This is a genomic window from Oceanobacillus piezotolerans, assembly GCF_003665065.1.
Lineage (GTDB): Bacteria > Bacillota > Bacilli > Bacillales > Amphibacillaceae > Oceanobacillus > Oceanobacillus piezotolerans.
Window position 1 is genome coordinate 518,715 of the sequence record NZ_RCHR01000001.1, and the last position, 14,510, is coordinate 533,224.

The following is a 14,510-nucleotide window of genomic DNA, read 5'->3' on the forward strand; positions in this document are numbered from 1 at the left end:
TTCTTTGTGTGATATGATTAACTATAGGCATGATATAAATAGCATGACTGTTCATTTAAAGGGATTTTTCAATCAATAAATGTATTAAGGATACTAAAGGATATAAAGCAAAGGTATAAATCTGTTAGTTTTAGTTAATCTCGCTAATCTATTGATTATGAAGATCTGGCGATGCGCAGAATGGCTGTTTATTGATAGGTCAAGAGTTAAACAGAGGTATATTCAATTTGGTTTTGAGAGGAATGAAGGTTTTAAATGAAAGATTATATTGCAATCGCCATTGATGGCCCAGCTGCTGCAGGAAAAAGTACAGTAGCTAAAATCGTAGCGGAGACATTGTCCTATGTTTATATCGATACCGGCGCAATGTACCGAGCGATTACTTTAAAAGCATTACAACAAGATTTGGATTTAAATGATGAAGCTGCTATTTTGGAATTGTTATTACATACAAAAATTGAATTAAATAAACAGGAGAAAAGCCAAATCGTCCTGTTGGATAATGAGGATGTAACAAACGATATTCGAACAAGTGAAGTAACTAATAATGTATCTTATGTGGCTAAGCTCCCTAAAGTACGTAAGGAAATGGTAGAACGTCAACAAGCATTGGCTGATAACCGTGGTGTGGTAATGGATGGGAGAGATATTGGTACTCATGTCCTACCTAAAGCAGAAGTGAAAATATTTCTTGTCGCAAGTGTAGATGAAAGAGCAAAGAGGAGACATGAAGAGAACCTTAAGAGAGGAATTGAATCTTCCTTAGAAGAATTAACGCGGGAGATAGAGAATCGAGATTTTATTGATTCCAAGAGGGAGACCTCTCCTTTAATTAAAGCAGATGATGCAATAGAATTAGATACTACTTCTCTCTCTATAGATCAAGTTGTACAAGAAATATTAAATGAGGTTAATCGTTACTTTAACCAATAGTTTTTAAAGGAGAATGGAGATGCTCTATAAAGTAGCCAAAACGGTTGTGGCGATTTTACTCTTTCCACTATTTCGTATTAAGGTGATTGGAAAAGAAAATATACCTAAGCAAGGACCAGTTTTATTATGTTCTAATCACATTTCCAATTTTGATCCACCTGTTGTAGGTATCACTTCAACCCGGGACATTTATTTTATGGCTAAGGGGGAATTATTTGAGAAAAAATTTCTTGGTACTCTATTAAGAGGGATTCATGCATTTCCTGTTAAGCGTGGTTTAGCAGATAGAAATGCTTTAAGAGAAGGACTAAAAATACTAGAAGATGGACATACGTTAGGTTTGTTCCCCGAGGGAACGAGAAGTAAAACTGGGGAGATTGGTAAGGCGTTAGCTGGAGCAGGCTTTTTTGCTTTACGCTCTGAAGCAGCAGTTGTACCTTGTGTGATTATCGGTCCATATAAAGCAGGTTCCCGATTAAAGGTTATCTACGGTAAGCCAATGGATATGGAAAAATACCGTTCCAGTAAAACATCAGCAAAAGACATGGCAGATGCTATTATGAAAGAAATAAAATCACTAAAGGAAAAGTATATAGAGGAAACTACTTTACTTGACAAATAAATATAATTATTAGAAGTTATAAAAAGAACAGATAAATTTTTTTATAATATATATCTTTTTAATTGGATTTAGGAGGCTATGGTGATGAGTGAAGAAAACAAGGAAATTCAAGAAATTAATGTAGGTGATACTATAACAGGAACAGTTGTGAAAATAGAAGATAAACAAGTTCTTGTTGATATCGGCTATAAAACGGAAGGTATTCTGCCAATAAGTGAACTTTCTAGTTTGCATGTTGAAACTCCTGGTGATGTAGTAAAAGAGGGAGATACGCTTACGCTTCAAGTGAAAAAGGTAGAAGATGATGAAGTTATTGTTTCGAAAAAAGCAGTAGATGCAGAAAAGGCTTGGAAAGAACTTCAGCAAAAATACGAAAACAATGAAATCTTTGAAACAGAAGTGAAAGAAGTAGTTAAAGGTGGACTTGTTGTTGATGTGGGATTACGTGGCTTCATCCCTGCATCATTAGTGGAAACTTATTATGTAGAGGATTTCTCAGATTATAAAGGTAAAACTCTTGCAGTTAAAATTGCAGACTTAAACCCAGAACAAAACCGTATTATCTTGTCTCATCGAGCAGTAGTTGAAGCAGAATTAGATCAAAAGAAAAAAGAATTATTCGAATCCCTTGAAGCGGGCCAGGTATTAGAAGGTACTGTGCAAAGAATTACAGATTTCGGAGCATTTGTTGATATTGGGGGAGTAGATGGTCTTGTTCATATCTCTCAATTATCCCATGAGCATGTCCAAAAGGCTTCTGATGTCGTTTCTGAGGGTGATAAGATAAATGTAGAAGTACTTTCAGTTGACCGTGATAATGAGCGAATATCCCTTTCTCACAAGAACACACTTCCTGGACCATGGACAAATATCGGAGATCGCATTAAAGTCGGCGATACGCTTGATGGAACAGTGAAGCGTTTAGTGAATTTTGGTGCTTTCGTTGAAGTACTTCCTGGTGTTGAAGGATTAGTGCATATTTCTCAAATAGCAAATAGACACATCGGAACCCCGCAAGAAGTACTAGAAGTTGGTCAATCTGTAAAAGTAAAAGTTCTTGATGTAAACGAAGATGAAGAACGTATTTCATTGAGTATAAAAGAGCTAGAACAAGAGCAGGAAGAAAAGGAATATAAGCAATACGAAAAAGATGATGAACAAACAGGTTTCCACTTAGGTGATCTAATTGGTGATAAACTAGATAAATATAAGAAATAACAAAGGACAAAGGGTGTGCCAAAAAGGGTAAGTAACTTATCTTTTTGAGCTCATCCTCTTTTTTATTTAGTTAGTTTTTTGACGTTAAATAAGTTCAAACTGAGCGGTTAATAAAAAAATGCTGATTAACTGAATTCAGAAGATGTTTGATGAATAAATCTAAACACACACACTGGAAACAAGCGCTCGTGATTTCCGCTACGGGCAGTACGCTTTCCGCGGGCAACGCCTTAGCCTCCTCGGAAGAAAACCGCTTCCTGCGGGGTCTTCGGCTGTTGCTTTTCCCGCAGGAGTCGACTGCCCTTCGCTCCAATCACTTCATGTTTAATAGTTTCTCCTTATACATTGTTTAAAAGCACAAACCAGCGGAGGAAATACACGAAGACTCCTGTGGGAGGAGAAGCCTAGTTGAGACCCCGCAGTGCGTTAGCACGAGGAGGCTCAACAGCGCCCGCGGAAAGCGTAGTGTATTTCCGGAGCGGATTTTACGCACTAACTTGAATTAAACTAATTAGAAATCTATCTAAAAAAAGCGTAACAATAAGTAAGGCTTTGCCAATGGCTCTGTTTCTGTATACAATTTCCAATTTCTAGCAATAATGGCTAGTAATGGGAGGTGTGTATATTGGAAAGTGGAGTTCTTTTTTATTGGTTTTGTTGGATTCTTTGGATACTTATAACTTTTTTTATGGATAAAGGACGAAAAAGGAGTTTATTAGCTATTTGGTTGCTGATTACCATTATAAGCTCTGCTTTTATGATTACAATAGGACAATTTCATATTTCAGCTTCCTTTGTTGTCATGCTTTTTGGCTCGTTTATTTTGATTGCTACTCGTCCTCATCTTTATTTTCATCTCTTTGCAGCATTTACAGTATCCATCGGTTATGCAGGACTGCTATTTTGGGAAAAAATCTCACCAATTTGGATTATCCTCCCCCGAATTGTCTTTTATTCCGTCATTATAGGAATCCTGATTTCCTTATTAAGCAAAAACTATTTCAGTCAAATAAGTATTTGCTTATTAGGAATGCTTTCTGGAGAATTAATCCATAGTTTGACATTAACAAGCTATGGTTTAGATGAGATCGCTGCAGAAACGCTTTTTTTAGACACTTTATTATCAACACTATTATTATTGACATTTCTAGCCATACTACTTAAAGGGAAAAGAAAATACGTGAGATTTATTCATCACTATAAACAGAATCCGAGGTGGCAATTGAAATGAATGAATATACTTACGCTATAATTTTCGGCGTAGTAATAGGAACGATTACTAGAATAATTATGCTTAGAACGGATTATCGTCAATACCCGACCTACTTACATGGGAAAATTATTCATGTTTCTCTTGGCTTTATTGCTGCGTCTTTAGGATCCCTGATTGTTCCAGCAATTATGGAAAAGGAGTACACGGCAGTTACGCTTTTAACAGTCGCAGCAACACAGTTCAGAGATGTACGAAATATGGAAAGAAACACCCTTAATGAGATAGATGGTTATGAATTAGTTTCACGTGGTAAAACCTATATTGAAGGCATTGCGATTTCTTTTGAGAGCCGGAATTACCTTGTTATTTTTACAGCATTTATAGCTACGTTAATATTCATTCTAGGAAATGTTTTCTTAGCTGTTATCGCAGCTATTATTTGCATTGTAATCGCTAAGGTGTTGATGAGCGGATCAACATTAAAGGACATTGTAGATATTGAGTATCAAGAAGTTCATTTTGAAGGCGCAGGATTGTATGTTGATAATATTTATATTATGAATATTGGGCTTCCGGAGCGACAAAAAGAAATTTTGAAATATGGAATGGGTTTCATTTTAGTGCCAAAAAATATGAATGAAATCAATACTATTGCTAATTTAGGCCAGAGACAAGCTATCTTGCATGATGTCTCCGTGTCGCTTGGTGTATTTAAGGATTCTGGCACACCGGCGCTAACTCCTTTAATAAAGCGTGATTTGGATGACGGACGTTTAGGGGTATTTGTCCTTCCTCAGGTCCGGGATATTGAGAAGGCCAAAAAAATTATTGGTTCTGTGCCAGTACTGGAAAGTGCCATTAAAATGCCTTCCAAATCTAGCACACATAATTCGTAAGGAGGAAAATTATAAATGATGTTAGAAAAGGCTATCTTGGCTATTATTACAATGGACAAGTCGAAGGTAGATGGCGGTGCTCCTATTTTTATTTGTGGGACTAAAAAAGAACTTGAATTGATTGCAGCTAGCTTAGAAGCAATTACAGATGGGATTGCTCACGCGTTGAGTGATGAACTATTTATTATTGTAAAACACTAATACTCCGATTTGTATTGGACCATAGTTTAGAACACGCTCTAATATTAATTGTTAATATTTTCTTCTTTTGCTAGAATGTATTAATGGTGAGGAAATAGAACTCGGAAAGAGAGGCTTTATATGAGGAAATCGGTAGTAGCAATTGTTGGGAGACCAAATGTAGGAAAGTCAACCATTTTTAATAGATTAGTTGGAGAGAGAATTTCTATTGTAGAAGATATACCTGGTGTAACAAGAGATCGTATTTATGCACAAGCTGAATGGCTTAATCATACTTTTAATTTAATTGACACGGGTGGAATAGAAATTGGTGATGAACCATTACTTATCCAAATGCGTCAGCAAGCAGAGGTTGCTATTGATGAGGCTGATGTTATTATTTTTATTGTAAATGGAAAAGAAGGTATAACAGCTGCGGATGAAGAAGTAGCTAAGCTTTTATTTAAGTCTAACAAGCCTATTGTGCTTGCTGTGAATAAAATGGATAATCCTGAAATGCGTGAGACAGTTTATGAGTATTATTCACTTGGATTTGGTGAGCCATTTCCAATCTCAGGTTCCCATGGTCTTGGACTTGGAGATATGCTAGATGAAGTTGTCAGTTATTTTCCGGATACTGCAGAAGATCAGATGGATGAGGATACCATTTATTTCAGCCTTATCGGTAGACCTAATGTCGGAAAATCGTCCTTAGTTAACTCGATTTTAAATGAAGAACGAGTAATTGTAAGTGAAATAGAAGGTACAACTAGGGACGCAATTGATACTCATTTCGAGCGTGAAGGACAAAAGTTTGTCATTACCGACACGGCCGGAATGCGTAAACGGGGTAAAGTATACGAGTCTACTGAAAAATACAGTGTACTTCGAGCGCTAAAAGCTATCGAACGTTCTGATGTCGTATTAATACTTATTGATGCAGAAACGGGAATAAGAGAGCAAGACAAGAAAATTGCCGGTTACGCTCATGAAGCGGGAAGAGCAATCGTCATTGTTGTGAATAAATGGGATACTATAGAATCGAATGAAAAAGCTATGAAGGAATTCGAAACAAAAATTCGTGCACATTTTCAATACTTGGATTATGCTCCGATTGTATTCTTGTCTGCGAAAACGAAAAAGAGATTGCATACGCTTATCCCAGCGATCAAGCTGGCGAGTGAGAGTCATGCTAAACGCATCCCAACGAATGTATTGAACGACGTTATAATGGATGCGATAGCTATGAATCCGACTCCAACATACAAAGGAAAACGGTTAAAGGTACTGTATGCAACCCAGGTAGCCGTAAAGCCGCCTAGCTTTGTCGTATTCGTTAATGATCCTGAATTAATGCATTTCTCCTATGAGCGTTTCTTAGAAAACAAGATACGGGATGCATTTGGATTTGTAGGGTCACCAATTAAAATCTTCGCTAGACGCCGTCAATAGGGGGTAATATATTGAAAGAAATTGCAGTATTGGGTGCAGGAAGCTGGGGGACTGCATTAAGTTTGGTCCTAGCTGATAATGGCCATAAAGTACGTTTATGGTCACACCGAAAAGAACAAGCCGATGAAATAAATCAAACACATCAAAACTTGAAATATTTGGATGTTACGTTACCAAGTAATATTGTGGCATATAGTGATGTGGAATCATGTATAAGTGGCGTGAAAGCAATAGTTATCGTAGTTCCTACAAAAGCAATCCGAGAGATGTGCAAACAGCTTAACAAATCCATCGAACCGTCCATACCAATTATCCATGCGTCTAAAGGAATTGAACCTGTCAGTTTGAAAAGAGTATCACAAATGATTAGTGAAGAACTAGATGATTATAAGTATGAGGATATTGTAGTACTATCTGGTCCCAGTCATGCTGAGGAAGTCGCTTTGCGACATCCAACAACTGTTACTGTTGCATCATTAAATAGTGAACACGCTAAATTAGCACAGGATTTATTTATCAATGAATCCTTTAGAGTTTATACAAGTTCAGACGTATTGGGAATCGAGCTAGGTGGTGCCTTAAAAAACATTATAGCCTTAGGTGCAGGAATCTCGGATGGATTAGGTTATGGAGACAATGCCAAAGCAGCTCTAATGACTAGGGGACTTGCAGAAATTGCACGACTTGGTACGAAGCTCGGTGCTAATCCACTCAGTTTTCTTGGATTGTCTGGAGTTGGAGATTTAATCGTTACCTGTACAAGTGTGCATTCTAGAAATTGGCGAGCTGGAAATTTACTTGGTAAGGGCCATAAACTTGAAGATGTATTGAAAGAGATGGGAATGGTGGTTGAGGGTGTCCGCACAGTTAAGGCTGCCTATCAATATGCAAAAGAAGAGAATGTGGAAATGCCAATTACAGAAGGGATTTACCAAGTCCTTTTTGAAGGTAAGAAACCTAATGAAGTAGTAGAGCAACTTATGAATCGTTCGAAACGTGAAGAAATGAATGATATTGCACATTTATTATATGAACGTTACGCAAGATAACACGCATAGCCTCCCCTTGCATATAATAACTTGAACAATGAATGCAAGGAGGAGAATGTGTGAATCAGTTTCAGAAAGGCTTATTTGACAAAATTCAACAGAACTCAAATATTAACCCCGAGGATATATACAAAGTTGCAGATTCTGTTAAAAACGCTAACTTTTCCGACGAAAAAACAGTAAGAGGATTAGTAAGACATTTAGCTAAGCTTGCAAACAAGCCTCTTACAAAGGAAAAGGAAGATAAAATCGTACAAACCATAGTCAATAACAAAATTCCTAAAGATCCGCAGTCTTTAAATCAATTATTTAAAAAGTAAGATTCTTGGGCAAGTGAGGATACAATATTACTAAACATCGCATAATATAAATCGCACAAGCATTCATGGATAGAGTCCGCTTGGATATTATTTAGTCACCCCGGGATGAAGATAGCCCCCTTCATTCCGGTTTTTTCAATTGTCATAATCTTAATTCCGGCATAGTTGTAAAAACAGAAGAATAAGAACTTATTAATACTTCGAAAACCTTTCCTGTGTTATAATACGTGTTGCAAACAAGATGTATAGGGGTGAACAATATGTCGGTTTCCATGCTTAAAATGTATATTTCATTTGCGGGAATGATTTTTTTATTTCTTTCATTAGGGCTAATTTACTTAAGTAGAAATAAACTGACTGGTCTTTTAGCTGGAATTGTTTCATTATTAGCTTTTATTTGTCTACTGCTAGGGGGATTAATTATTATTTACATCGTTATAACAGGACCTACGAGATAACAGCCTAAGGGGAGATTTTCATGAGGAATACATATAGAATAAATTTAGGAATAATTATTATTTCCTTATTATTAAGTGGTTGTTTGTATCCAGATAGTGAACGTAGCGAGAATCAGGTTCCTTACGAAGATCAGCTTAAAGTGGTACAAGATGCCGTTGATCAGTACCAAAATGATCTAAATGGTCTTGTTCCCATTCGTACAAAGCCTAATGATACACCTATTTTCGAAAAATACTTAATCGATTTTTCTTTATTAAAGGATAATCGTTATCTATCTGAAATACCAGGAAACGCTTATGAAAAAGGCGGAATATATCAATATGTTCTGATTACGCCTGATACAAATCCAACTGTGAAATTAATTGACTTGCGAATCACAGAAGCTATCCGCAGTTTAAATGTTAAATTGGATATTTATCGTGATGAACATCTATATCCTCCATTCGGAGAGAAAATTGAAGAGAATGTATTTATGATAGATTATAAGAAATTGGGGTTAGAAGCAACTCCTACTGTGAAAAGTCCATACTCCAATGAGCAGTTGCCAATTGTAATGGACGTCGATGGAATGCTTTATGTTGATTATCGGATTGATTTAGCTCATGCTTTGTCTCATTATGAGCATGATTATGAAGAAGGGGAGGACATCCGCTATATACTAGCAAATAATACACCCTTTGTACCCGCATACTCCTTGCCATATACGATTAGAAATAATGAGCCAGTATTTCTAAATGGTAAAGATTAAAAAGAGAATTTATTTATCATAATATAGAGCCCTTGTAATATATATTGTTGCAAGGGCTTTATTTTTTTATTTTTCCCTTTTATTCGGACAGTATATATTTCCATTAGAGGATTGGAATGAACTATGAGTGTGAAGGGGAATCGGCTGTCAGTAGAAGCTTGAGATAGTTACAATTTACTCCGCTTGAAAATAAATGATGCTTTTCACAGTAATTTAAGTCATATTTTGATAGGACAACATCATAGACTTTTAATGTCAATTAATCGTAGTTTATCTTTGAATTTAGCAAGGAGATCGGGAGGGGATCTTTTGGAGAAGATTGATGTTTTTAAAGATATCTCTAAGCGGACAAATGGAGACATTTATCTCGGAATAGTAGGGGCAGTCCGCACTGGGAAATCAACGTTTATCAAAAAATTTATGGAGCTCGTAGTTTTGCCAAACATTGCTGATCCTAGTGAACGTGATAGGGCTCAAGATGAATTGCCACAAAGTGCTGCAGGTAAAACCATTATGACAACAGAACCAAAGTTTATACCAAATCAGGCTGTTTCGGTAAATGTAGAGGAAGGTCTAAACGTTAATATCAGACTAGTCGATTGCGTTGGTTACGCTGTCGAAGGGGCAAAAGGATTCGAGGATGAAAATGGACCAAGAATGATAAACACCCCATGGTATGAAGACCCGATCCCTTTTCATGATGCAGCAGAAATTGGCACAAGAAAAGTAATTCAAGAGCATTCTACGATTGGTGTTGTCGTTACGACAGATGGGACGATTGGAGAAATTTCACGTTCTTCTTACGTTGATGCAGAAGCACGAGTAGTAGAGGAATTAAAAGAAGTTGGCAAGCCGTTTATAATGGTTATCAATTCAACCATGCCAACCAGTCAGGAAACAGAGATCTTACGCGAACAGCTAATACAGGAGTATGATATACCTGTTCTTGCGATGAGTATTGAATCCATGACAGAGCACGATGTACACAATGTATTAAGGGAAGCGCTATTTGAATTCCCTGTTCTAGAAGTGAACGTAAACCTACCAAGCTGGGTCATGGTATTGAAAGAGAATCATTGGTTGAGAGAGAATTATCAAGATGCTATTCAAACTACTGTTAAGGATATTAAACGTCTGCGGGATGTGGATCATATTGTCGGTAATTTTACTGAATATGATTATATAGACAAAGCTAATCTGGCTGGAATTGAGATGGGCGATGGGGTAGCTGAAATTGACCTTCATGCACCAGATTACTTATATGATCAGGTGTTAAAAGAAATCGTGGGAGAAGAGATTAGAGGAAAAGATCATCTACTTGAATTAATGCAAGACTTCGCTCATGCGAAAAGAGAGTATGACCAAGTTGCTAGTGCATTGCATATGGTCAAACAAACCGGTTACGGTATTGCAGCTCCAACTCTTGAAGATATGATTCTTGATGAACCTGAAATTATTCGCCAAGGCTCTCGATTTGGGGTGCGATTGAAAGCAGTGGCTCCGTCGATACACATGATTAAAGTTGAAGTGGAGTCGGAATTCTCACCAATTATTGGGACAGAGAAACAAAGTGAAGAACTGGTAAGATACTTAATGCAAGACTTTGAAGAAGATCCATTATCCATCTGGGAGTCCGATATTTTTGGCAGGTCACTGAGTTCTATTGTTCGAGAAGGAATACAGGCGAAAATCTCTTTAATGCCAGAAAATGCGAGATATAAATTAAAAGATACCCTTGAACGAATTATTAACGAGGGAACAGGTAGCTTAATAGCAATTATCCTTTAGCAGCTTTTTACAGGCTGCTTTTTGTTTTGGTGGGAAATTTATATTTAGGAATAAATTGCTTTACATAAGGTTTTACTTGTATTATTGTGATTACAATAGGTATTTACCAAAATTTAACCGATTTTTCATGTTTTTGGTAATAAAATTCTCTGTTTTGGATACTTATTGTTGAATTTTCTTGGAAACTCAGTTAATATAAGCCTTGTCATACATTCCTTTTTGGTAAAATGACGTATAAAAACAGGCAAAATAGTAAAGTAATGAACTAAGAATATTATTTTGTACTGGTTTCTAAGGTAGTTAGATTTTGGGAGGAGGTGAATGTCATGAATAAAACAGACTTAATTAATGCAGTAGCTGAGAAGAGCGAACTTTCTAAAAAGGACGCTACAAAAGCTGTAGATGCAGTATTTGAATCTGTCATGGATTCACTTAAGAATGGTGAAAAAGTACAATTAATCGGATTTGGTAACTTTGAAGTACGTGAACGTTCTGCACGTAAAGGTCGTAATCCGCAAACTGGTGAAGAAATCGAAATCCCTGCTAGCAAGGTTCCAGCTTTCAAACCAGGTAAAGCCCTTAAAGAAATCGTTAAATAAGGCATTACATAGGGCAATCAAAGGGTACGTTAATCAACGTACCCTTTTTATATATTAGGATGTTAAAAAGGAGGAATGAGCCTATGAGCGAGATTCATGATAGATCAGATTTCTTTGTAATCAAGGCATTAGAAGATGGCGTTAATGTTATGGGATTAACAAGAGGCTCAAATACTAAATTTCATCATCAAGAAAAATTAGACAGAGGCGAAGTAATGATTGCTCAATTTACAGAACATACCTCAGCTGTTAAGGTTAGAGGGAAGGCACTCATTCAGACTAGTCATGGGGAAATGCAAACAGAATAAACTAAAGGAATGGTTGCCGAAGAAAATCAATCATTTGGTTCATGTTAGATTTATGCTATAATAACTAATGCAGTCAATGAGTGGTAGAAAGGCAATAGGTGATTTCTATGAAGACATCTAACATGGAAATAGAATCAGTAAAAAAACATATAGAAGAAGTAATGCATTACCCATACATAGAAAGGTTTTTAAATAAACCGATAATCGACGAGGAAAAATTAGCTGTTATAATGACGATCATACATAATCAGTCAGTCCTCTCAGAAATAGAAAAAGAACGCTATATTACAACCGCAGTTTTGGTACAAGTAGCACTAGATACACATGAACGTGTACTTGAATCCCATGAAAGTAATCCAGAATTTGATAGACTTCCTAATCAATTAAAAGTTTTAGCTGGTGATTACTATAGTGGCTTATATTATTACCTATTGTCTGAAATAGATGATATTCAAATGATTCATATATTAGCAACAGCTATTAAAGAAATAAATGAAAATAAAATGAACTTATACTACATGAAATATTTTTCGATAGACGAATATTTGGAACTGGTGAAAAAGATTAACTTTGGATTAATTGACCATATTTCGGTATATTTGAATGACACATCCTTAAATGATGTAGCAAGTGAATGGCTTTTACTCTGTCAACTGACGAAGGAAATAGATGTGTTGGAGCGAGAGCAAAACACACAAAACGAGAACCCTGATAGCTTCTATCAACAACTAGTACATGTTTGGAAGACGAAATCCCTTTCTCTTAGCAATAAAGTTGGCACTATACCAGACAAACATGCTACATATCAAAAATATTTGAAATCGCGTATCAGTAATTGGTAAAAACGAATACTCTAAAGTAGAGGAAGGGAAAAAAAGATGCAAGAACAATCAAAAGAAGAAAAAGTCCATCATGTTTTTGAAAAAATCTACAAAAATTACGATTCGATGAATTCCATCATTTCTTTCCAAAGGCATAAAGCGTGGAGAAAAGATGTCATGAAGCGCATGCAAGTGAAACAGGGATCCACAGCTCTAGATGTATGTTGCGGAACAGGGGATTGGTCACTAGCATTAGTGAATGCAGTCGGAAAAAACGGAGAGGTCACTGGCTTAGATTTTAGCAAGAACATGCTTTCTGTTGCCGCCCGAAAAAAAGAGCAGCTTGGTATTGATAATCTAGATCTAATTCATGGGAATGCAATGGAGCTTCCTTTCGAAGACAATAGCTTTGATTATGTAACGATTGGGTTCGGACTAAGGAATGTGCCGGATTATATGACTGTACTAAAAGAAATGTATCGAGTTGTTAAACCAGGTGGTAAAGTCGTATGTTTGGAAACTTCGCAACCAAGCATGATAGGATTCAAACAATTATATTTCTTTTACTTTCGTTTTATTATGCCGATTTTCGGTAGGATATTTGCTAAAAGCTATAAAGAATATTCTTGGTTAAACGAATCTACTAGAAATTTTCCCGACAAAAGAGAATTGAAGCAGATGTTCTTTAAAGCTGGTTTCTCAAGTGTAGATGTAAAAAGCTATACCGGTGGTGTAGCGGCAATGCATATGGGATTCAAAAAATAGGCAACAGAATGTACACCTTTTAATCTATGAAGAAGGTGTAACGGATAGTGAAAATAAAGGTGAACCACATGAAACTTCCAAAAACTTATGGATTTTTAAAAAAAGATTTAGATATAATAGAAGAAGCATTACATCGGGCAATTCAAGCTGATCATGAGGTACTGAATGAAGCTGTAACAGCTTTGTTAAATGCTGGTGGAAAGCGAATAAGACCGGTATTTGTTGTGCTTGCTGGACAGCTTGGTGATTTTAATGCAGAGAAGGTTAAAAAGGTTGCTGTCTCTCTAGAGTTAATACATATGGCAACGCTGGTTCATGATGATGTAATAGATGAGGCAGAACTTCGACGAGGTAAGCCCACTGTTAAAACGAAATACGGTAATCGTGTAGCAATGTATACGGGCGACTATATTTTGGCAAGAGCCCTAGAAGAGATAACTTCCATAGAAGATAAGGCAGTTCATCGCATTCTGTCTAAAACCTTAGTAGAAGTTAGTATTGGCGAAATTGAGCAAATCAGAGATAAATATAACTGGAATCAATCACTTAAAGACTATTTGCGTAGAATTAAACGTAAAACAGCATTACTAATCGCTACTAGTTGTAAATTAGGTGCAGTAGTCTCTGGTATGTCTGAAAGAGATTCAAATAAGCTATATCAATATGGCTATAATATTGGGATGTCTTACCAAATCATAGATGATATATTAGATTTCACTTCGAATGAGAAGGTTCTGGGAAAACCCGCTGGGAATGACCTATTGCAAGGAAATATTACATTACCCATTCTCTATGCAATGGAGAACGCCGATTTTAAAAAGTCCTTGCAAGACCGTTTCCAAAGTCCGGAATTAATTACAAAAGCTGAAATGAAACAGTTCATACAGCACCTGGAACATACAGATGCTATTAATCGTTCCTATCAGTTAAGTAATCAATATTTAGCAAAAGCCTTAAAAACCCTTGAGGGAATACCTAATCATCGAGCAAAGCGAACACTAGAGGATATTGCTAAATTTATTGGAAAAAGACGTTCATAGTCTTTTTCTAATGAAACCATTCTTTTGGTTAACCTATCAAATATATCAAAGTTCTCTGAAAACTATTGTTATTTTCTAATTTATTTGATAGAATTTTAA

17 protein-coding genes are annotated in these 14,510 nt (G+C 36.3%); all 17 read left to right on the top strand.

What is annotated here, in order from left to right:
• Positions 1–255 precede the first annotated feature (255 nt).
• The 17 genes from cmk to hepT all read left to right on the top strand — a co-directional run bounded on the left by cmk (position 256) and on the right by hepT (position 14,411).
• On the top strand, positions 256–933 hold the full coding sequence (gene cmk / locus D8M04_RS02640) for a (d)CMP kinase (protein ID WP_121521138.1): 678 nt from the start codon (positions 256–258) through the stop codon (positions 931–933).
• 19 nt (positions 934–952) lie between these two features.
• On the top strand, positions 953–1,555 hold the full coding sequence (locus D8M04_RS02645) for a lysophospholipid acyltransferase family protein (RefSeq protein ID WP_121521140.1): 603 nt from the start codon (positions 953–955) through the stop codon (positions 1,553–1,555).
• Between the two features lie 84 nt (positions 1,556–1,639).
• The gene (gene rpsA / locus D8M04_RS02650; protein ID WP_121521142.1) at positions 1,640–2,773 is read left to right on the top strand and encodes a 30S ribosomal protein S1; all 1,134 of its coding nucleotides are present in this window, start codon (positions 1,640–1,642) and stop codon (positions 2,771–2,773) included.
• A gap of 625 nt (positions 2,774–3,398) precedes the next feature.
• On the top strand, positions 3,399–4,004 hold the full coding sequence (locus D8M04_RS02655; RefSeq protein ID WP_121521144.1) for a YphA family membrane protein: 606 nt from the start codon (positions 3,399–3,401) through the stop codon (positions 4,002–4,004).
• On the top strand, positions 4,001–4,882 hold the full coding sequence (locus tag D8M04_RS02660) for a YIEGIA family protein (protein ID WP_121521146.1): 882 nt from the start codon (positions 4,001–4,003) through the stop codon (positions 4,880–4,882). Before D8M04_RS02655 ends, D8M04_RS02660 begins: the two co-directional genes overlap by 4 nt.
• Positions 4,883–4,897: 15 nt before the next feature.
• Positions 4,898–5,083: a capping complex subunit for YIEGIA gene (locus D8M04_RS02665; protein ID WP_121521148.1), complete on the top strand. Its 186-nt coding sequence runs from the start codon at positions 4,898–4,900 to the stop codon at positions 5,081–5,083.
• 120 nt (positions 5,084–5,203) lie between these two features.
• Positions 5,204–6,514 carry a ribosome biogenesis GTPase Der gene (gene der / locus D8M04_RS02670; protein WP_121521150.1) on the top strand — a complete coding sequence of 437 codons (1,311 nt, stop codon included), beginning with the start codon at positions 5,204–5,206 and terminating at the stop codon, positions 6,512–6,514.
• An 11-nt stretch (positions 6,515–6,525) separates the two neighbouring features.
• On the top strand, positions 6,526–7,563 hold the full coding sequence (locus D8M04_RS02675) for an NAD(P)H-dependent glycerol-3-phosphate dehydrogenase (RefSeq protein ID WP_121521152.1): 1,038 nt from the start codon (positions 6,526–6,528) through the stop codon (positions 7,561–7,563).
• Between the two features lie 59 nt (positions 7,564–7,622).
• Positions 7,623–7,883: a stage VI sporulation protein F gene (locus D8M04_RS02680; RefSeq protein WP_121521154.1), complete on the top strand. Its 261-nt coding sequence runs from the start codon at positions 7,623–7,625 to the stop codon at positions 7,881–7,883.
• Between the two features lie 260 nt (positions 7,884–8,143).
• Positions 8,144–8,341: a DUF2768 domain-containing protein gene (locus tag D8M04_RS02685; protein ID WP_121521156.1), complete on the top strand. Its 198-nt coding sequence runs from the start codon at positions 8,144–8,146 to the stop codon at positions 8,339–8,341.
• A gap of 20 nt (positions 8,342–8,361) precedes the next feature.
• Positions 8,362–9,090 (top strand): hypothetical protein, encoded by a 729-nt coding sequence (locus D8M04_RS02690; protein ID WP_121521158.1) that lies wholly within the window; start codon positions 8,362–8,364, stop codon positions 9,088–9,090.
• 309 nt (positions 9,091–9,399) lie between these two features.
• A complete protein-coding gene (gene spoIVA / locus D8M04_RS02695) occupies positions 9,400–10,878 on the top strand; it encodes a stage IV sporulation protein A (protein ID WP_121521160.1) in 1,479 nt (492 codons plus the stop codon).
• 326 nt (positions 10,879–11,204) lie between these two features.
• Positions 11,205–11,477 carry an HU family DNA-binding protein gene (locus D8M04_RS02700; RefSeq protein WP_121521162.1) on the top strand — a complete coding sequence of 91 codons (273 nt, stop codon included), beginning with the start codon at positions 11,205–11,207 and terminating at the stop codon, positions 11,475–11,477.
• Between the two features lie 83 nt (positions 11,478–11,560).
• Positions 11,561–11,785, top strand: a complete 225-nt coding sequence (gene mtrB, locus D8M04_RS02705) for a trp RNA-binding attenuation protein MtrB (protein WP_121521164.1) — start codon at positions 11,561–11,563, stop codon at positions 11,783–11,785.
• 107 nt (positions 11,786–11,892) lie between these two features.
• Positions 11,893–12,627, top strand: coding sequence for a heptaprenyl diphosphate synthase component 1 (locus tag D8M04_RS02710; protein ID WP_121521166.1), 735 nt, complete (start codon positions 11,893–11,895; stop codon positions 12,625–12,627).
• 36 nt (positions 12,628–12,663) lie between these two features.
• Positions 12,664–13,371, top strand: a complete 708-nt coding sequence (locus D8M04_RS02715; RefSeq protein WP_121521168.1) for a demethylmenaquinone methyltransferase — start codon at positions 12,664–12,666, stop codon at positions 13,369–13,371.
• A 68-nt stretch (positions 13,372–13,439) separates the two neighbouring features.
• Positions 13,440–14,411, top strand: a complete 972-nt coding sequence (gene hepT / locus D8M04_RS02720) for a heptaprenyl diphosphate synthase component II (RefSeq protein WP_121521170.1) — start codon at positions 13,440–13,442, stop codon at positions 14,409–14,411.
• Positions 14,412–14,510: the final 99 nt, after the last annotated feature.

What these genes read in the sequence shown, in the direction of transcription:
- cmk (WP_121521138.1), top strand. Translation starts at nt 256, where the DNA reads ATGAAAGATTATATTGCAATCGCCATTGATGGCCCAGCTGCTGCAGGA.
- D8M04_RS02645 (WP_121521140.1), top strand. Translation starts at nt 953, where the DNA reads ATGCTCTATAAAGTAGCCAAAACGGTTGTGGCGATTTTACTCTTTCCA.
- rpsA (WP_121521142.1), top strand. Translation starts at nt 1,640, where the DNA reads ATGAGTGAAGAAAACAAGGAAATTCAAGAAATTAATGTAGGTGATACT.
- D8M04_RS02660 (WP_121521146.1), top strand. Translation starts at nt 4,001, where the DNA reads ATGAATGAATATACTTACGCTATAATTTTCGGCGTAGTAATAGGAACG.
- D8M04_RS02665 (WP_121521148.1), top strand. Translation starts at nt 4,898, where the DNA reads ATGATGTTAGAAAAGGCTATCTTGGCTATTATTACAATGGACAAGTCG.
- der (WP_121521150.1), top strand. Translation starts at nt 5,204, where the DNA reads ATGAGGAAATCGGTAGTAGCAATTGTTGGGAGACCAAATGTAGGAAAG.
- D8M04_RS02685 (WP_121521156.1), top strand. Translation starts at nt 8,144, where the DNA reads ATGTCGGTTTCCATGCTTAAAATGTATATTTCATTTGCGGGAATGATT.
- D8M04_RS02690 (WP_121521158.1), top strand. Translation starts at nt 8,362, where the DNA reads ATGAGGAATACATATAGAATAAATTTAGGAATAATTATTATTTCCTTA.
- D8M04_RS02700 (WP_121521162.1), top strand. Translation starts at nt 11,205, where the DNA reads ATGAATAAAACAGACTTAATTAATGCAGTAGCTGAGAAGAGCGAACTT.
- mtrB (WP_121521164.1), top strand. Translation starts at nt 11,561, where the DNA reads ATGAGCGAGATTCATGATAGATCAGATTTCTTTGTAATCAAGGCATTA.
- D8M04_RS02710 (WP_121521166.1), top strand. Translation starts at nt 11,893, where the DNA reads ATGAAGACATCTAACATGGAAATAGAATCAGTAAAAAAACATATAGAA.
- D8M04_RS02715 (WP_121521168.1), top strand. Translation starts at nt 12,664, where the DNA reads ATGCAAGAACAATCAAAAGAAGAAAAAGTCCATCATGTTTTTGAAAAA.
- hepT (WP_121521170.1), top strand. Translation starts at nt 13,440, where the DNA reads ATGAAACTTCCAAAAACTTATGGATTTTTAAAAAAAGATTTAGATATA.